This window comes from Clostridium sp. Cult1 (genome assembly GCF_021655095.1).
GTDB lineage: Bacteria > Bacillota > Clostridia > Tissierellales > Tepidimicrobiaceae > Schnuerera.
On record NZ_PPXW01000001.1, the window covers coordinates 1,982,662 to 2,000,420 of the forward strand.

The 17,759-nt window shown below is 31.2% G+C and carries 17 protein-coding genes, 1 tRNA gene and 1 other annotated feature; of the genes, 11 read left to right on the forward strand and 7 right to left on the reverse strand.

What is annotated here, in order from left to right:
* The first annotated feature begins 12 nt into the window (after window positions 1-12).
* From C3E89_RS09890 to nrdG, 4 genes are all read left to right on the forward strand, one after another.
* A complete protein-coding gene (locus C3E89_RS09890; protein ID WP_236912589.1) occupies window positions 13-1,893 on the forward strand; it encodes a PTS mannitol transporter subunit IICBA in 1,881 nt (626 codons plus the stop codon).
* 27 nt (window positions 1,894-1,920) lie between these two features.
* The gene (locus tag C3E89_RS09895) at window positions 1,921-3,090 is read left to right on the forward strand and encodes a mannitol-1-phosphate 5-dehydrogenase (RefSeq protein WP_236912592.1); all 1,170 of its coding nucleotides are present in this window, start codon (window positions 1,921-1,923) and stop codon (window positions 3,088-3,090) included.
* Window positions 3,091-3,336: 246 nt separating this feature from the next.
* Window positions 3,337-5,664 (forward strand): anaerobic ribonucleoside triphosphate reductase, encoded by a 2,328-nt coding sequence (locus C3E89_RS09900; RefSeq protein ID WP_236912597.1) that lies wholly within the window; start codon window positions 3,337-3,339, stop codon window positions 5,662-5,664.
* Window positions 5,665-5,675: 11 nt separating this feature from the next.
* On the forward strand, window positions 5,676-6,185 hold the full coding sequence (gene nrdG / locus C3E89_RS09905) for an anaerobic ribonucleoside-triphosphate reductase activating protein (RefSeq protein WP_236912599.1): 510 nt from the start codon (window positions 5,676-5,678) through the stop codon (window positions 6,183-6,185).
* A gap of 39 nt (window positions 6,186-6,224) precedes the next feature.
* Here the strand turns inward: nrdG and C3E89_RS09910 are convergent, their stop codons facing one another.
* The 4 genes from C3E89_RS09910 to C3E89_RS09925 form a co-directional block, all read right to left on the reverse strand.
* Window positions 6,225-6,557, reverse strand: a complete 333-nt coding sequence (locus C3E89_RS09910; RefSeq protein ID WP_236912601.1) for a 4a-hydroxytetrahydrobiopterin dehydratase — start codon at window positions 6,555-6,557, stop codon at window positions 6,225-6,227.
* 91 nt (window positions 6,558-6,648) lie between these two features.
* On the reverse strand, window positions 6,649-7,410 hold the full coding sequence (locus tag C3E89_RS09915; RefSeq protein ID WP_236912604.1) for an ABC transporter ATP-binding protein: 762 nt from the start codon (window positions 7,408-7,410) through the stop codon (window positions 6,649-6,651).
* A complete protein-coding gene (locus C3E89_RS09920) occupies window positions 7,373-8,275 on the reverse strand; it encodes an ABC transporter permease (RefSeq protein ID WP_236912606.1) in 903 nt (300 codons plus the stop codon). The genes C3E89_RS09915 and C3E89_RS09920 overlap by 38 nt, the downstream gene beginning before the upstream one ends.
* A gap of 40 nt (window positions 8,276-8,315) precedes the next feature.
* Window positions 8,316-9,308 carry an ABC transporter substrate-binding protein gene (locus C3E89_RS09925; RefSeq protein ID WP_236912609.1) on the reverse strand — a complete coding sequence of 331 codons (993 nt, stop codon included), beginning with the start codon at window positions 9,306-9,308 and terminating at the stop codon, window positions 8,316-8,318.
* Between the two features lie 98 nt (window positions 9,309-9,406).
* Window positions 9,407-9,645 (reverse strand) — a binding site (T-box leader).
* 209 nt (window positions 9,646-9,854) lie between these two features.
* Here C3E89_RS09925 and C3E89_RS09930 point away from each other — a divergent pair.
* Window positions 9,855-10,373 (forward strand): cysteine hydrolase family protein, encoded by a 519-nt coding sequence (locus tag C3E89_RS09930; protein WP_236912611.1) that lies wholly within the window; start codon window positions 9,855-9,857, stop codon window positions 10,371-10,373.
* A 26-nt stretch (window positions 10,374-10,399) separates the two neighbouring features.
* The gene (locus C3E89_RS09935) at window positions 10,400-11,116 is read left to right on the forward strand and encodes an SIR2 family NAD-dependent protein deacylase (protein ID WP_236912614.1); all 717 of its coding nucleotides are present in this window, start codon (window positions 10,400-10,402) and stop codon (window positions 11,114-11,116) included.
* A 56-nt stretch (window positions 11,117-11,172) separates the two neighbouring features.
* On the opposite strand, the gene C3E89_RS09940 is transcribed toward C3E89_RS09935, so the two are convergent.
* Genes C3E89_RS09940 through C3E89_RS09950 form a run of 3 tightly spaced genes read right to left on the reverse strand, consistent with a single transcriptional unit; the run spans window position 11,173 to window position 13,868 of the window.
* Complete coding sequence (locus C3E89_RS09940) at window positions 11,173-11,991, reverse strand: ABC transporter permease (protein ID WP_236913467.1); 819 nt, start codon at window positions 11,989-11,991, stop codon at window positions 11,173-11,175.
* Window positions 11,992-12,023: 32 nt separating this feature from the next.
* Window positions 12,024-12,848 (reverse strand): ABC transporter permease, encoded by an 825-nt coding sequence (locus C3E89_RS09945; RefSeq protein WP_236912619.1) that lies wholly within the window; start codon window positions 12,846-12,848, stop codon window positions 12,024-12,026.
* A gap of 12 nt (window positions 12,849-12,860) precedes the next feature.
* On the reverse strand, window positions 12,861-13,868 hold the full coding sequence (locus C3E89_RS09950) for an ABC transporter ATP-binding protein (RefSeq protein ID WP_236912622.1): 1,008 nt from the start codon (window positions 13,866-13,868) through the stop codon (window positions 12,861-12,863).
* Window positions 13,869-14,103: 235 nt separating this feature from the next.
* Between C3E89_RS09950 and C3E89_RS09955 the strand changes: the two genes are divergently transcribed.
* The 5 genes from C3E89_RS09955 to C3E89_RS13525 all read left to right on the forward strand — a co-directional run.
* Window positions 14,104-15,252, forward strand: a complete 1,149-nt coding sequence (locus C3E89_RS09955; protein WP_236912626.1) for a baeRF3 domain-containing protein — start codon at window positions 14,104-14,106, stop codon at window positions 15,250-15,252.
* A 359-nt stretch (window positions 15,253-15,611) separates the two neighbouring features.
* Entirely contained in the window at window positions 15,612-15,791 is a 180-nt protein-coding gene (locus C3E89_RS09960) for an aspartyl-phosphate phosphatase Spo0E family protein (protein WP_236912628.1), read from the forward strand.
* Between the two features lie 291 nt (window positions 15,792-16,082).
* Complete coding sequence (locus C3E89_RS09965) at window positions 16,083-16,955, forward strand: DegV family protein (RefSeq protein ID WP_236912633.1); 873 nt, start codon at window positions 16,083-16,085, stop codon at window positions 16,953-16,955.
* Between the two features lie 112 nt (window positions 16,956-17,067).
* A tRNA-Lys gene (locus tag C3E89_RS09970) sits at window positions 17,068-17,144 on the forward strand.
* A 389-nt stretch (window positions 17,145-17,533) separates the two neighbouring features.
* On the forward strand, window positions 17,534-17,759 hold a 226-nt coding region (locus C3E89_RS13525), incomplete at its 3' end, for a transposase family protein (protein WP_442870616.1).

Sequence of the window (17,759 nt, forward strand, 5' to 3'; positions counted from 1 at the left end):
GGGGGAAATAAAATGACAGAATCTTATGCAAAGAAGGACAATAGCTTTAAGGTAAAGGTACAAAATTTTGGTAGGTTTTTAAGTGGAATGGTAATGCCTAATATCGGTGCATTTATAGCTTGGGGACTTATAACGGCATTGTTTATTCCAGCAGGATGGATTCCTAATGAAAGACTAGCAGCTTTAGTGGATCCTATGATTAACTTTCTACTTCCTCTTTTAATAGGCTATACTGGAGGCAAGATGATTGGTGGCACGAGAGGTGGAGTAGTTGGTGCTGTAGCAACCATGGGGGTGATTGTAGGCGTAGATATACCTATGTTTTTAGGAGCCATGATTATGGGGCCATTAGGAGGCTATGTAATTAAGAAGTTTGATGAAAATATAGAAGGCAGAATTAAAACTGGCTTTGAAATGCTAATTAATAACTTTTCAGCAGGAATTATAGGAATGATATTGGCTATAGTTGCATATTTGGCAATAGGGCCTGTAGTATCAGCTCTTAATACTGCATTAGGGAATGCGGTAAATGCCATTGTAAATGCAGGTTTATTACCATTGTCATCAATATTTGTTGAACCCGCAAAGATACTATTTTTAAATAATGCAATAAACCATGGAGTGTTAGGACCTATAGGGATGCAAGAAGCACAAGAAGTAGGGAAGTCAATATTTTTCTTAATTGAAACAAATCCAGGACCAGGATTAGGGATTCTATTAGCTTATTTGATGTTTGGCAAAAAATCTGTGAAACAATCTACACCTAGTGCAATTATTATCCATTTCCTTGGAGGTATACATGAAATTTATTTTCCATATGTATTAATGAATCCAGCATTAATACTTGCAGTTATTGCAGGAGGTGCTAGTGGAGTTCTTGTATTTAGTATTTTCAATGCAGGGTTAGTTGCCACACCTTCACCAGGAAGCATATTTGCATTATTAGCTATGACTCCTAAAGGAAGCTTTATTGGAGTATTATTTGGAGTATTGATTTCTATTGCTGTATCTTTTCTAGTAGCATCTATTTTTGTTAAATCATCTAGTAAAGATTTAGATGAAGAAGAACTGGAAAAGGCTACACAAAAAATGAAAGAGTTAAAAAATAAAGAAGATAAGGTTCGATTAGATGATAATATTAATAAAATAATATTTGCTTGTGACGCAGGAATGGGTTCTAGTGCAATGGGTGCAAGTTTATTAAAGGATAGGATAAAAAAGGCGGGTTTAGATATAGGAGTAATAAATTGTGCCATTGAAGATATTCCAAATGATGCAGATGTAATTATCACTCATAAAAACCTAACAGATAGGGCTAAAAGGAAAGCTCCAGGCAAAAGGCATATATCTATAGACGACTTTGTATCTACTCCTATATATGATGAACTAGTTACAGAATTAGTAAAAAAAAAGCCAATGAAGAAAGATGAAAAAAGAGAAACTAATTATTCTGCAGAGTTAAATAATATATTAAAAAAGGAGAATATTCTATTAGGTTTAGAAAGTACTAGCAAAAAAGAAGCAATAGATTTAGCTGGAAAATTATTGGTAGATGGTGGCTATGTAAAACCCGATTATGTAGATTTAATGCATAAAAGAGAGGAAAAATTATCTACTTATATAGGAAATGGTGTTGCAATACCTCACGGAGATAAGAATTCAAAAAATTGCATTATTAAATCTGGAATAGTGATACTCCAATTTCCAGAGGGTATAGATTTCGGAGATGATAATATAGCTTATCTAGTAATCGGAATTGCAGGAAAGGATAATGAACACTTAAGTATACTGTCTAATATAGCTTCAATTCTAGGAAATGAAAAATTAGTTGAAGCAATTGTTAAGGAAGTTGACAAAGATATAGTATATAAATCCATTATAGATGTGGATTAATAGCTCTTTTACGAGGGAGGAACAGTTATGAGAAAGGCAATACAATTTGGTGCAGGAAACATAGGAAGAGGGTTTATTGGATATCTGTTATCAAATTCAGGATATCATGTAATATTTGCAGATATAAATAGGAAATTAGTAGATGCGCTAAATAAGGATAGTAAATACATGGTAGAAATAGTAGGAGATAAGGTTGAAAAGATAGATGTAGAAAATATTTCTGCTATATATTCTTTAGATGAAAGGTTAATTGATGATATAAGCGAGGTAAACATATTAACTACTGCAGTTGGGCCAAATGTATTAGAAACAATAGCACCTACTATTGCAAAAGGAATACAAAGAAAATATAAAAAAAAGAACACAGAGTATTTAAATATTATCCCTTGTGAAAATTTAGTTGGTGCAGCAGATCGTTTGAAAGTAGAAGTTCAAAAGTCTTTAGATCAAGAAGAAAAGAAATTTGCCAATACTTATGTAGGATTTATTAACTGTGTAGTAGATAGGATTGTTCCGCCTATGGCGGGGGAAACAAATAATATTACTCATGTAATGGTAGAAGAGTTTAGTGAATGGGTAGCAGATGTAACAGGATTTAAGGGTGATATACCTAGAATACAAGGCATGGAACTTACCGATAATTTACTAGGATATATAGAAAGGAAAATATTTACACTAAACACTGGCCACGCCATTGGTGCTTATTTAGGTTATTTGAATAATCATGAGACTATTAGAGATAGCATTATGGATTTGGATATTCAAAAAATAGTATTAGGTGCTATGAGAGAAAGTGGAGAAGTTTTAATTAAAAGACATGGTTTTCAAAAGGATAAACATGAAGAATACATTCAGAAGATACTAGGAAGATTTTCTAATCCTTATCTAAAAGATCATGTAACTAGGGTAGGTAGACAACCTTTACGAAAATTAGGTAATAACGATAGATTAATCAAACCATTAAAAGGGACAATTGAATATGGTTTGGAAAACGAAAATTTAATCAAAGGTATTGCTGCTGCCCTTTCCTATGATTATCCAGGAGATAAGGAAGCTGTTAAAATGCAAAAAATTTTAAAGGATAATCCAATAGAAGAAGGAATAGCAAAAATAACTGGGTTAGATTCTAATCTAATGGAAGTGCAAAAAATTTATGAGGAGTACAATAAAATAAATAGGGAAGCCAAAGCTTATTAGGCTTCCCATTTTCTATTTAAAACTTACTTTCTTTAATTGATTTATATTTACATTTTTAATATAATAAGTGATGTTGTTCAATGCTTCTCCATATAAATATACATTAAAATCTATACTAAATCAAAAATGTAGTACAAAAGCATTAAAATGCTTTTTATTTCTCTATCTATTGACACTATATATTGAGGTTTGATAATATAGAAGTGCAATATATTGTAAAACATCTAGTATATAGGGGGTAAAAAATTGATTACAAAAATTAGAAAAAGAGATGGTAGAGAAGTGCCTTTTAATATAGAAAAGATTGCAAATGCAATTTTTAAAGCAGCTCAAGCTGCTGGTGGACATGACTATGACACTTCTTTAAAATTAGCTGAAAATGTGACATTTCTTTTAAATGAAAAATTCAAGGATAATACTCCTGAAGTAGAAGATATTCAGGATATGGTAGAAAAGGTACTTATAGAAAATGGTCATGCTAGAACTGCTAAAGAGTACATATTATATAGGGCCGAAAGAACTAGGATTAGAGAAATGGATACTAGGCTTATGAAAGTCTATGAAGACTTAACTTTTAAGGATGCAAAAGATGTGGATATTAAAAGGGAAAATGCAAATATCGATGGTAATACTGCTATGGGGACTATGTTGAAGTACGGTTCTGAAGGAGCTAAACAATTCTATGACCTATTTGTATTAAACCCAGCTCACTCCAAAGCCCACAAAAATGGAGATATTCATATTCATGATTTGGATTTTCTAACATTAACGACTACTTGTTGTCAAATAGATATTGTAGAATTATTTAAAGGTGGTTTTAGTACAGGCCATGGATATTTAAGGGAACCTCAAGATATTCAAAGCTATTCAGCGCTTGCTTGTATAGCTATTCAATCCAACCAAAATGACCAGCATGGCGGTCAAAGTATTCCAAATTTTGATTATGGAATGGCTTTGGGAGTAAAGAAAACTTATATTAAATTCTATAGGAAAAACTTAGTTAAAAGTGTTGAATTATTGGTAGACAATCTAGATTTGAGTGATAATCTAAATAATATATTCAAAGTTCTAGAGAAAGAATATAATCTTGTTCCCACTTTAAATGAGAATCATGAATATAAGAGAAGAGAAGCAGAATATCTAAATGAATTATTAAACGATGAAGAACTTGTAGAAAAAATTCAAAAATTTGCAGAAAAGAATGCTTATAAGGATACAGATATAAGGACCTATCAGGCAATGGAGGCATTAGTGCATAATTTAAATACTATGCATTCTAGAGCAGGAGCTCAAATACCTTTTAGTTCTATTAACTATGGTACGGATACTTCTGTAGAGGGTAGGATGGCTATGAAGAATTTACTACTAGCAACAGAAGCAGGGCTAGGAAATGGTGAGACTCCTATTTTTCCTATACAAATATTTAAAATAAAAGAAGGTATCAACTACAATGAGGGAGATCCTAATTATGATTTATTTAAGTTAGCCTGTAGAGTAAGTGCTAAAAGGTTATTTCCTAATTTTTCCTTTATTGATGCTCCTTATAATCTTAAATATTATAAAGAAGGCCATCCCGAAACAGAAATTGCCTATATGGGTTGTAGAACAAGAGTTATTGGAAATGTTTATGATCCTTCTAGGGAAATAGTAAATGGAAGAGGCAATTTAAGTTTTACAACTATTAATCTACCAAGGTTGGGAATTAAAAACAAAGGGAATTTAGAAAGTTTCTATAAAGAATTAGATGAAACTATGAATCTAATAATAGAACAATTAATAGAGAGATTTGAAATCCAAGCAAGTAAAAAAGTACACAATTTTCCATTCTTAATGGGACAGGGAATCTGGATAGATTCAGATAAACTTAATAAAGATGATTATATAAGGGAAGTATTAAAACATGGAACTCTTTCTATAGGTTTTATAGGACTAGCTGAATGTTTGAAAGCTTTGACAGGTTTCCATCACGGAGAAAGTGAAAAATCCCAAAAAGTAGGATTGGAAATAATCCAGCATATGAGAAGGCGAATGGATGATGTAAGCAGTCAATATAATATGAATTTTACCCTTTTAGCTACACCCGCAGAAGGTACTGCTGGAAGATTTGTTAAGATGGATAGAGAAATATTTGGGACTATTGAAGGGGTTACTGATAGGGAGTACTATACTAATAGTTTTCACGTACCCGTGTATTATGAAATTACAGCTTATGAAAAGATAAGTATAGAAGCACCTTATCATGAATTAACCAATGCAGGCCATATTACATATATAGAGCTGGATGGAGATCCTACACAGAACTTAGATGCCTTTGAAAAGGTAGTAAGATTTATGAAGGAATCAGGGATTGGCTATGGTTCAATAAATCATCCAGTAGATAGGGATCCAGTCTGTGGATATACTGGAATAATAAATGATACATGCCCTAAATGTGGTAGAGTTGAAGGTGATATAAAATTTGAGAGGATTAGACGAATTACCGGATATTTAGTAGGTACCTTAGATAGATTTAACGATGCAAAACGGGCTGAAGAAAGGGATAGAGTGAAACATTTATCCTGTTCATATGAATAAGAGGTGCTTATATGGAAGGAAAAATAAAAATTGCAGGAATTGTAAAAGAGTCTATAGTCGATGGGCCAGGTATAAGGCTGGTAATATTTACTCAAGGATGTGTTCACAACTGTATAGGTTGCCATAATCCTGAAACCCATTCTTTCAGTAATGGTTATTATATGGATATAGAAAAAATAGTAGAAATGGTAAGAAGTGATCCTCTATTAGATGGTATAACTTTAAGCGGAGGTGAGCCTTTCCATCAAGGAAAGAGTTGTGCTATTCTAGCTAAAAAAGTCAAAAAAATGGGTTTAAATATAGTAACTTATACTGGATATACCTTTGAAGATTTAATGAAAGAGATAGACATAAATAGTGGTTGGAAGGAATTATTATTCGAGACGGATATTTTAATAGATGGTAAATTTGATATTGAAAAAAAGAGTTTATTATTGAAATTTAGAGGTTCAGAAAACCAAAGAATAATCGATGTGAAAAGTTCCTTAGAAAAGAATAAAGTAATTATTGCAGAAGTGTGAAATGAGAGGCAACTAGTTTAAACTAGTTGCCTCTTTACCTTATCCTTCAATTTCATCAATTTTTGCAGCTAATATAAAATCATTTTCATGAAGACCACCAATTTTATGGGTCCAAAGTTGAACGATTACTTTTCCCCAGGAAAGATAGATATCAGGGTGATGGCCTTCATCTTCAGCAAGTTTCCCTACTTTATTAGTAAAATCTAGTGCTTCTTTAAAATTTTTAAACCTATAGGTTTTTTCTATTTTTTTATTATCTATTACTTCCCAACCATCTTTTAAAGATTTATGGTATTCTTTGATTTCATCTAGTTCTAAAGTTGGAGCTCCAATACTACAAGGGATACATTTTTTAGCAGTTAAATTTTCCATCTTTTCACCAACCTTTCCTAAAGGTATTATATAAAACTATACCCATAAAAGAAGAGGATTATCAATTGTATCCCATTATCCTTATATTTAACTAAATTATATTCTCCAATTTTTCTCTATATATCTTTATCAATTGACTTTCCGTTAAATCTTTACTGCTTTTATCCAATACTATGGATCCCTTATCTAGCATTATTATTCTATCTGAATACTTTATTGCATCTTTCATATTATGGGATATCATTATAGTAGTAATAGAATATCTTTCTATTAGATCTTTTGTTTTTTTCATCACTACATTGGAGGTTTTTGGATCTAATGCAGCTGTATGTTCATCAAGTAATAATAAATCAGGATGTTTCATTGCGGCCATAATTAAGGATAGTGATTGCCTTTGACCACCAGATAGAAACTTTACTTTAGTGTGGAGTATGTTTTCCAACCCTAGGTCTAAATCCTTTAAAACTTCCTTATATTTATTCATATTATCCTTTTTTATTAGTCTTCTTAAAGCAAATCTTTCTCCTTTTTTATCAGCTAAAGCCATGTTCTCCAAAATTGTTAAGGAAGGGGATACTCCCATAGATGGATTTTGGTAAACTCGACCTATATATAAAGCCCTTTCTTCTTCTTGAAAACTAGTAATATCCATTTTATTCAATATTATTTCACCTTTGTCTGCCTTTATACTTCCACCTATTAAATTAAGAAGGGTACTTTTGCCACAACCATTAGGCCCGATGATTGCGGTACATTTATTTTTTTCTATTTCTAAATTAAAACTGCTGAATATATTTAATTCATTATCTGTATTCCTATTGAAGCTCTTTGATAGGTTTTTTATTTTTAGCATATTTCTCCCCACCTTTAATCTTTCTAAAATCTATTAGATCAGCAAAAAAATTGTTATAGGATAAAAATACTATTACTATTATTGCCGATACTGCCTTTAGGTCAGAAGGTTCTAATCCTAAATCGATGGCTATACCACCGATCAGTTTATAGATTATAGCTCCTAAAATGGCTCTCGTTGTATTTTTAATTCTATTTGACTTCTTACCTATAGTATCTCCAATTATGATAGAGGCAAGAGCTACCACTATAATAGAGCTGCCCATGGTTATATCTACAAAACCTTGCATTTGTGCCATTAAAGCGCCACTTAAGGCTACTAAACCATTAGCTAGCATTAGACCAAGAACCTTGTATCTATTACTATTTTTACCTAAGGACCTTACTAAGGATTCGTTATCGCCAGTAGCAATTAACAAATAACCTATTTCAGTTTTAAAGAATTCATCTAAAGCTATTTTAATTATTAGCATCAATACTGTTAGTATGACAATAGTTGATCCTAAATCATAAACTGAACTATAACTAAATAATGGAATATTGGCTTTCCCATTTGTTTTGAGATTTACAGAATATAATATAGTCATAGTCAAAATTCCTGACAATAATGGTTTAATTTTTAATTTTGTAAAAAGAATTGCTGTTGACAATCCTGCTAAGGTACCAAAAAAGAAAGCAAATAGGGTACTAATTATTGGATTGATTCCAATAGATATAAATTTTGCAAATATGAAAGCACCAAAGGGGAAAGTACCTTCAACTGAAAGATCTGCAATATCCAATATCTTATAAGTTAGAAGTACACCCATAGCTAGAATTCCAAATATAAGTCCTTGTTCCAGTGAAGTCATAATCAATGAATTCATCGTCAAAACCTCCATTTCCTACATGATCCTAGATTTAAGCTTAATTACCAACTTTTATACTATCCTTAAATAAGGGTAAATTTTTATCTAAACCTAATGCTTCCAAAGTTTTTTCATTTACTGTTATAACGGTTTTTGCAGCTAATCTAACTGGTATAGAAGATATATCCTTTTTATCTACTAGTATTTCCTTTGCCATTTGAGCTGTTTGTTTTCCTAATTCATAATAGCTAAGGCCATTTGTAATCAATATCCCACCCTTTACTTGGGTCTCTTCAGCAGATACTGTTATCATCTTGTTTTCTAAGGTTTTCTCCCTGACTAATTCTATGGAAGAAGCAACCATATTATCTGTAATCATATATAAAGCATCCACTTTTTTTATTATAGAATCTAATGCTTGAGGCAGTTCATTTACATTACTGACTCCAACTGTAACTACTTCTAAACCTAGTTTAGGTGCTATATCTTTTACTTCTTCTACTTGAACTTCTGAGTTGGCTTCGCTAGTATTATACAATATACCTATAGTATTAATATTTGGGTCAATCTGTTTGAACATTTCTAATTGGGATTCAGTTGGCGCCTTGTCAGAGGTTCCAGTTATATTACTTCCAACATTTTCCCAACTTTCTACTATTTCAGCCTTTTCTGGATCCGTTACAGCGCTAAATAGTATGGGTATATCTGAAGTAGCTTGTTTAGCAGCTTGGGCAGCTGGCGTTGCAATGGCAAATATTAAATCTACTTGGTCTTTTACAAATTTTTGTGAAATACTAGTTGCAGTTGGTATATCACCTTGGGCATTTTGATAATATATTTCAGCTTCTACTCCTAGCTCCTTTAACTTATCTTCAAATCCCTTCCTGGTATCTTCTAAGGCTGGATGTTCCGCTAATTGGCTGATGCCAATTTTAAACACTTCTTTCTGTGGACTACTAATGGATTCTTTATCTTCAGAATTACACCCGGATAAGATGGTTATACATGTTAATGCAAATGCTAGTAAAATCCAAATTTTTCTTCTTTTCATTTAAATCCTCCTCAAAAAATTTTTTAAAAAAGGAGTTAGGTTTGAATTTTGGGTAAAAAAAATCTTTCGTTCCTACAAATATAGCTTTAAACTATACTTATAGGGACGAAAGATTATTATCCGCGGTACCACCCTTATTATGACAAAAAGTCATCGCTCATTCAGACCTAACAGTCCTATCCCTTATAACGATGGGCTTTCGGATTCGTCTACTCGATTAGACTTTTAACGAATCAGCTCAGGAGTGAATATTACATATCCCCTTAATGTTGGTTTTCACCTAATCCAACTCTCTGTAATTAAGTTAGGATATTTTTTTCTCCATCGATGCTTTTTAGTATTAGGTAATATGATAATACTTTAAAGGGATAATGTCAATACTTTATTTTGAAATATTTTTGGGAATTTTATAAAATTAAAGTAATAAATCTATTCATTGACATTGAATATGAATTATTAGAGAAATTTTCAGAGAAAAAATAGAATAATTAATATGGTATACTGTATTTAGGGATAATTAAAAGCATAAAGATGGGGGTGTTGTAGATGAAAGCATTATTAATCATCGATATGTTGAAGGATTTCATAGATGAGGATGGAGCATTGACTACAGGATCAGCAGGAAAGGGAATAATCCAATTTATTAAAACCAAAGCAGATGAATTTAGAAAAAATGGATATCCGATTATCTATATATGCGATAACCATGAAAAAGATGATAAAGAATTTGAAATGTTCTTACCTCATTGTGTAGCTAATACGAAGGGTAGCCAGATAATTGAGGATTTAGCTGTAACAGATGAAGATAAAATCATAAGGAAAAGACGGTATAGTTCATTTTTTGGTACGGATTTGGACCTCTATTTAAGGGAAAAAAGAGTAAATGAAATCTATTTAGTAGGAGTATGTACTAATATATGTGTTCTCTATACAGCTGCAGATGCTAGGAATTTAGAATATAAAGTAAATATTTATGAAGAGGGAGTAGCTTCTTTTGATGAAGAGGCTCATAATTTTGCATTAAAGGAAATGGGAAATACCTTAGGTTGTAGAATAATAAAATGAGAATGAATAAAAATGGAGTTGATTCAATGAAGGATAATATAAAAAAACTGGCCCATATTATTAATAATTCAAATAATATGGTAGTGATGACTGGGGCAGGAATGGATACGGAAAGTAATATTCCAGACTTTAGATCTAAAGATGGGTTATGGTATAAAGTAGATCCAGAAAAAGTAGCCACTGTAGAAGCCTTATACCAAAATTATCCATTATTCCATGAATTTTATTCAGCCAGAATCAAAAACTTGGAGAATATTACTCCCCATGAAGGCCATTATGTATTAGCAGAACTGGAGAAAAAAGGCTATATAAAAAGCCTAGCTACTCAAAATATTTCAGGATTACATGCTATTGCAGGGAGTAAAAATGTTTATGAACTCCATGGCAATATAAGGGAAATAAGATGCAATGAATGCAATACGAGCCATTCTATTGAAGAGTTTTTAGATAAGAAAAACTGTAATAAATGCGGAAAGAATGCTTTAAGACCAGGAGTAGTATTATTTGGAGAAATGTTACCTGCTAATACTTGGCAGAAGGCCATGAGGGATGTGGAAAATTCAGATGTTTTAATGGTTATAGGTACAAGTCTACAAGTATATCCAGTAAATCAGATGCCCTATATGACAAGAGGAAAGACAGTATATATTAATATGGAACAGGCTAAAGGATATGATTTTGATATTGAGATAATAGGCAAGGCAGGAGAAGTTCTAGCTGAATTAAAGGATATATTATTATAAATATAAAAGTGGTAGGCTTTATATAATCCTACCGCCTTTATATTTAGGGAATATAATTAATGAAAACCGATATTTCCTACAGTTCTACAGTGTTCTTCTACTTTATTCAGTATTCTGTATCCTAAAAATGTTCCAACTACCATAAATCCAACCAAAATTAGCTGTTCTATATAGATTGGTAGCAATGTATTCGTACCCAACAATATCCCTCTTATAGAATCATAGCCATAGGTTATAGGTAAAGATAAGGATATGGGTATTATAACTCTTGGTAATACTATAATAGGAAAGGACTCACCAGATAACATGTTCAAAGAAAAATTGGTTATATCTATAATATTATTAGCATTGTTAGTTATAAGTACTAAAGAAGCAATCCCAAAACCTAAACCATATAGAGCTATTAGCATAGGTAAAAGTGTAAATACTGCTGGAAGTATTCCATTTCCTATATTGAATCCAAACATAATCCAAATTAAAAAGGCTACAGTTAAGGCATTTATGGTGGTCATAATTAATGAGAAAATAGACCTTCCTATTAGCTGAGCCCAAAGGGGAATAGGAGTAAGCCAATTAGACTCAATTACTCCTACATCCATTTCATTTTTCAAAGAAAATCCCATACCCCATAATACTGAACTTATAAAACTGCTTACAATACTTCCAATTACCAAGAAAGCCATATAATCCGTAGTGCCTGAATATTGGCTAAACCCTATATTTTCACCATTTATCTGAAAGGCTTTGGAAAGAAAGTATACTGGAGTAATCCACATTATAGGCTCAACTATTATAAACACTGCATTGGCTGGATATCTAAAAAATATTTTTGCATCTTTCTTTATTATTGCTTTCATAGCTATTAAATAGTTCATTAATTTCACTTTATTTCCCTCCAATTCTTAAACTAATAATGTCCTAAAGAACCAATTGTTTTTGCTTTTTTCTGAGTGTAGAAAAAGGATAATATACCTAAGATCATTAAGATAATTCCAGATACTATTAAGAAATTTATTTCTTTGGTAATATCCCCCAATGTAGCACCAGATGCAATAACTGACCTTAAAGCATTAATGCTATGGGTTACAGGAATAAATTCAGAAACTTTTCTCATCCAATTAGGCAGTACTGCCAGTGGATAGGTTATTCCACAAAATATAGTCATAATTCCTCGAACTAAAAATACCATTGAATTAGCTTCTTTAGCCCATAAAACTAAGGATGCAAAGATAAATCCAATTCCATATACAGCAGGTATAGATATTAATATTATGAACAGTGCTAACAAAGGGTTCCCAATGAATTTAAAATTATAAAATATTTTGAATTCTATAATTGAAGCTATCATATAAATTATACTAGACAACAACTGGGATATAGAATAACCTATTAATATACTAATCTTTGGTATTGGACATAGCCAATTGGATTCTAAAGTACCTCTCATTTGTTCCATTCTTAAACTAGAGCCGAAAGACCAAAGCATAGTGTTAATCCACATCCATACTGTGGTTCCAATTAACATATAAGTTGTATAGTCCGTAGTACCTGCAACAGTTTGGAACTGGGCTAAAGAACTGGCTTCAACACCGGATAATGCTTTTGCAGTAAATAAATATCCAAAAGGAAATATAATAGGCCATATTAATAGTGCAATAAACCAAGATGGATATCTTAACATTATCTTCCATTCTTTTTTTACTACTGCAAATATAGGGGCGAAAGTATTCATAATATATTCCTCCTATTCCCTTAATGATTTTCCTGTTAGATCAATAAATACATCTTCTAAAGTAGGTTCTTCTACACTAAAATTGATAATCTTATTATCTGATGAAATGATATTAGATATTAAATCGTTTATAGTATCAGAACCATTAGCAATATGGATTTTAACCTCCCATCTTTGAGTTGTGTCGTTGAAGTCTGATCGAATATTTCCAACGGATGAGATTTCGTTGATTTTTCCTTGAATATTATCATTCCAATCTTTTAACTCTAGTACTATTACATTAGTTTTATTTAAACTTTTTTTCAAATTATAAGGCGTATCCATGGCAATGATTTTACCATGATCTATTATAGCTATCCTATCACTTAGTTGATCTGCTTCTTCCATATAATGGGTGGTTAATAATATGGTTCTACCTTCTTCTTTTATTTCCAAAATTAACTCTCTTAGGTTTCGAGCAGATTGGGGATCTAAGCCTGAAGTCGGCTCATCTAAAATCAATATTTCTGGATCTGAAATTAAAGCTTTTGCTAAAGCAACCCTTTGTTTCATTCCGGTAGAGTATTTTTCCACTGTTTCATCTGCTCTCTTATCCAGATTAAATCGTTTTAAAAGATAATCTATTTTGTAATTGGCTTTTTTCCCAGTTATACCGTTCATGGCAGCGAAGTATTCTAAGTTTTCTCTTCCTGTTAGTTTCCAATAAGTACTCCTTTCTCCTGCTAACACAGTACCTAAAATTTTCAATACTTCTTTAGGCCTTTCTACACAATTAATGCCATTAATAATAGCTGTACCAGAAGTTGGTCTAAGTAAAGTAGATATCATTTTAATAGTAGTAGTTTTACCTGCGCCATTAGGGCCTAAAAAACCAAATATTTCTCCTTTTGCTACATTAAAACTTACATTATCAACAGCAACGAATATTTCTTTTTCCTTATTACGTCGTAAAAAACCATTTTTTTTCTTTATTTCGAATTCTTTTCTTAGATTATTTACTTCAATTGCACAATTAGTCATAAAAACCCCCCTAGGATCGATTTATTTTTCTAAATAATGGATTTAATCTAATAATAAGTTAAAAAAATTAAAAAGTCAATAGCAAAACTTAAAAATATTAATAATTACATTAATAAACTTAATATAATTATTAAAAATATGAAATGTTTTTACGAAAAATTAAAAACTAGTTCAAAAACAATATTTTGGGTACAAGATAATTAAGGATGTATTTCAAATTTTAGGGGGGATTGAATTGTTATATAAAATTGTTAATGATTTTCCAAATGAAATTCTAAATGCAGAAAGTCATGGACCCTATATATCTTTATATCAACCTACCCATAGACAAAGTTCAGAAATAAAACAGGATATAATTAGGTTTAAAAACTTAGTAAAGAAAATAGAGGAATCACTAAAACTAGAATATTCAAAACGAGATATAGAGACAATTTTGGAACCGTTATATACCTTAGCAGAAGATAATGAATTTTGGTTGCATAGTTATGATGGTATAGCTATATTGATGGTTGAGGACAAATGTGTGATCTATAAGCTACAAAGAAAAGTTGAAGAAATGGCCTTAGTATCAGATAGCTTTTATATTAAACCTTTAATAAGAAAGTTTCAGTCTTCAGATGGTTATCAGCTATTAGGATTAAATAGGAAAGAGTTTAAGTTATTTGAAGGTAATAGATATATCTTGGATGAGATAGAGTTACCTGCAGATATACCTAGAACTATAAAAGACGTTCTTGGAGATGAATATACGGAATCCTATTTAAAAGCAGCCTCTTATGGTGGAGGAGATAGAGCTATGTTTCATGGTCATGGTTCTAAAAAGGACGAAATCCAAATCGATATAGAAAGGTTTTTTAGATCTGTAGATAGAATAGTACTTGATAGGTATTCTAAACCCTCTAAACTGCCTTTAATGCTGGTTGCTTTACCTGAATATCATACAGTTTTTAAAAACTTAAGTCATAACCCATATTTAATGGAAGAGGGTATTAAGGTAGACTTTGATTCTCTAAGTTTAGCTAAATTGAGAGATAAAGCATGGGAGCAAATAGAATCGGTTTACTTAAATAAGACAAAGAAATTAATAGATAGATTTGAAAATGCTAGAGCTCAATTTTTGGGTTCAGACGATTTAGCCCAAATAGCAAGAGCAGCTTTAGAAAATAGAGTTGAAACTATATTAGTAGAGGATAATAGGATAATTCCTGGAAAAATAAATCCAGATACAAATATGATAGAAGAAGGTAATTTAGAAAATCCACTAGTGGGAGATGTTTTAGACGACTTAGCTGAGATGGTATTTAAATCAAAGGGTGAAGTGGTAGTTTTACCAAAGGAAAGAATGCCTTCAGCTACAGGAGCTGCTGCTATATATAGATATTAATAATTAAGAACCCTATATAAGGTTCTTAATTATTGATATCTATAATTTTCCCATTTTATGAAATTATTTTGATATAATAATTATAAAAAAATAATTTAGTACCTATTTTGAGTGGTAGATATTCATTATAATATATGTTTTGCGGACAAGTTTTATGGTATAAAATAGAATAAAGAAGGAGAAATATATAAATAAATTTTCTAATAAAATTAATATTAGAAATATTAATATAGACAATCTAAAATATTTATTGGAAAATAGTTAATCTAATGGTAGAATTAATGATAGTGTTTTCTTAATTTTATTAGAAAACGGGGGAGTCAATTAATTTGACTATGTAAATAATAAGACTGAAGGGAATGGGGAAGATGTGTAGCGAACAGGTATTAGAAGAACTAAAAACAGAAATTGAAACTAAAAGAAAAGAATTAAACCTTTTAGTTGTAGAAGACATAAATAAAGATGAAGTATTAAAATTTAGTGTAGAGTTAGATAAACTTATAGAAAAATATTATAGTATCCAGCTAGATAAAAAATGAGCAGTATATAATATTCATCTGCTCATTTTTCATAAGGACTAATGGCTTCAACTAATAATAATTAAATTAAAGAATATAGAACTGATAGCGCAATCAAAGCTATTAATATACCTATAATCCAGTACAATATCTTTTTCTGTATGAAGAAAAATTTCAATAGAACCACCCCTTATTAATCATGGTATTATAATCTATTTAAAATATATATAATATATGCAAGCATTTATAGTTTTAATAATTGTACTATAATGATATATTATAGATACGGAATAATTTAAGGAGGGATTTTTTATGTCAGTAAAGATACTTAGTGATAGCGCTTGTGATTTACCTAGAGAAATAATAGATGAATACAATATAGATATACTTCCAATTATAGTAATAAAAGATGATACAGAGTATTTAGATGGTGTGACTATTGACCCTAAAGATTTATATGATAATATGAGAGCGGGACAAGTTTATAAAACAGCACAAATACCACCAAAAATGTTTGAAGAAAAATTTGAGGAATATGCTAAAAATGGTGAAGATGTAATATACATAGCTTTTTCATCAGGACTTTCAAGCACCTACCAAACTTCTGTACTAACGAGGGATTCATTAAAAGATAAATATCCTAATATGAATATAGATATAGTAGATTCCAAATCTGCTTCCGTAGGTTTTGGTTTATTAGTCCATAAAGCTGCTCAAATGGCTAAGGAAGGGAAAAGTAAAGAAGAAATATTAAAAATGTTAGACTTTTATATTAGGCATATTGAACATATATTTACAGTAGATAATATAGAATATTTATTTAGAGGAGGAAGGGTTACTCGTACTCAAGCTTTTGTAGGGGGGTTATTGAATATAAAACCTATTTTAGATATACCAGAGGACGGTACTTTACAGCCAAGAGAAAAGGTGAGAGGACGAAAAAAAGTTTTGACTAGGATGATTGAGATAATGGAAGAAAGGGCAGACCATGCAGATTTAAAAAAACAGGTTATAGGAATCAATCATGGAGATGATATTGAAGGGGCTATGAAGTTGAAAGGGATGATTGAAGAGAAATTTGGCTGTACTAACTTTATTATAAATGTTATAGGATGTGCTATAGGCGCTCATTCAGGGCCAGGGACATTATCAGTGTTTTTCCTAAATGAAAAATATAAAGAATAGTAAAAGAATCCAGGCTATATGTCTGGAGTCTTTTATGTCAATAATTTAAAAAAAGTATGGACAAACCCAATCAATAGTAGTATAATAAATAATGTTGATTGGGTATTATTTTGCTCCTTTAGCTCAGTCGGCTAGAGCACCTGACTCTTAATCAGGGTGTCCAGGGTTCGAGTCCCTGAAGGAGCACCAAAGTAAATATATGTTTCCATGAGGAAATGAAATCAAGGCTTACAGAGGTTTTCTGTAGGTCTTTTTTTTGGCTCTTTGTCAATATTTGGGGTGGGATTTTCTTAAAGGTTCTATAATAAATGTTGGGGTGGAAAATAATTTACCCTAACATTTATTTTTTCTAAAAATAAAATGCACTCGTGAAATAAACCTGCTAAAATGTTAATTGGTTAAAAAAAATATACAAAGGAGGTTTATTCACAAGTGCAATCTAATTTTATCACACAATTATTAGATTTAAAAGGGGTTAAAGTAACTAAAATATCGCATGAGGATTCTTTCGTTAAAATCTACATTACAACTGATCCAAAAGAGCATACTTGCCCTGCTTGTGGTGCTAAACTAAAAAAATTCATGACTACAGAGAACAGACAATTAAGGATTTACCTTTTCAATTTAAGCACACATATCTTGTACTTCGAAAAAGAAGGTATGCTTGCTCTTGTGGAAAGAGGTTTTATGAGTCTTATGACTTTCTACCTCGCTATCACCGCATGACTAACCGTTTAGCATTTTTTATTTGCCAAGAGCTTACCAAGCTAACTAGTCTAACTTCTGTAGCTAAAGTGGCCAACG

Excerpts from the sequence above, each read along its gene's own strand:
- C3E89_RS09915 (WP_236912604.1), bottom strand. The coding sequence starts at position 7,410 with ATGCTAAAAATAAAAAACCTATCAAAGAGCTTCAATAGGAATACAGAT.
- C3E89_RS09945 (WP_236912619.1), bottom strand. The coding sequence starts at position 12,848 with ATGAATACTTTCGCCCCTATATTTGCAGTAGTAAAAAAAGAATGGAAG.
- C3E89_RS09930 (WP_236912611.1), top strand. The coding sequence starts at position 9,855 with ATGAAAGCATTATTAATCATCGATATGTTGAAGGATTTCATAGATGAG.
- C3E89_RS09950 (WP_236912622.1), bottom strand. The coding sequence starts at position 13,868 with ATGACTAATTGTGCAATTGAAGTAAATAATCTAAGAAAAGAATTCGAA.
- C3E89_RS09890 (WP_236912589.1), top strand. The coding sequence starts at position 13 with ATGACAGAATCTTATGCAAAGAAGGACAATAGCTTTAAGGTAAAGGTA.
- C3E89_RS09910 (WP_236912601.1), bottom strand. The coding sequence starts at position 6,557 with ATGGAAAATTTAACTGCTAAAAAATGTATCCCTTGTAGTATTGGAGCT.
- C3E89_RS09895 (WP_236912592.1), top strand. The coding sequence starts at position 1,921 with ATGAGAAAGGCAATACAATTTGGTGCAGGAAACATAGGAAGAGGGTTT.
- C3E89_RS09940 (WP_236913467.1), bottom strand. The coding sequence starts at position 11,991 with ATGAACTATTTAATAGCTATGAAAGCAATAATAAAGAAAGATGCAAAA.
- C3E89_RS09920 (WP_236912606.1), bottom strand. The coding sequence starts at position 8,275 with ATGAATTCATTGATTATGACTTCACTGGAACAAGGACTTATATTTGGA.
- nrdG (WP_236912599.1), top strand. The coding sequence starts at position 5,676 with ATGGAAGGAAAAATAAAAATTGCAGGAATTGTAAAAGAGTCTATAGTC.
- C3E89_RS09965 (WP_236912633.1), top strand. The coding sequence starts at position 16,083 with ATGTCAGTAAAGATACTTAGTGATAGCGCTTGTGATTTACCTAGAGAA.
- C3E89_RS09960 (WP_236912628.1), top strand. The coding sequence starts at position 15,612 with ATGGGGAAGATGTGTAGCGAACAGGTATTAGAAGAACTAAAAACAGAA.
- C3E89_RS09925 (WP_236912609.1), bottom strand. The coding sequence starts at position 9,308 with ATGAAAAGAAGAAAAATTTGGATTTTACTAGCATTTGCATTAACATGT.
- C3E89_RS09935 (WP_236912614.1), top strand. The coding sequence starts at position 10,400 with ATGAAGGATAATATAAAAAAACTGGCCCATATTATTAATAATTCAAAT.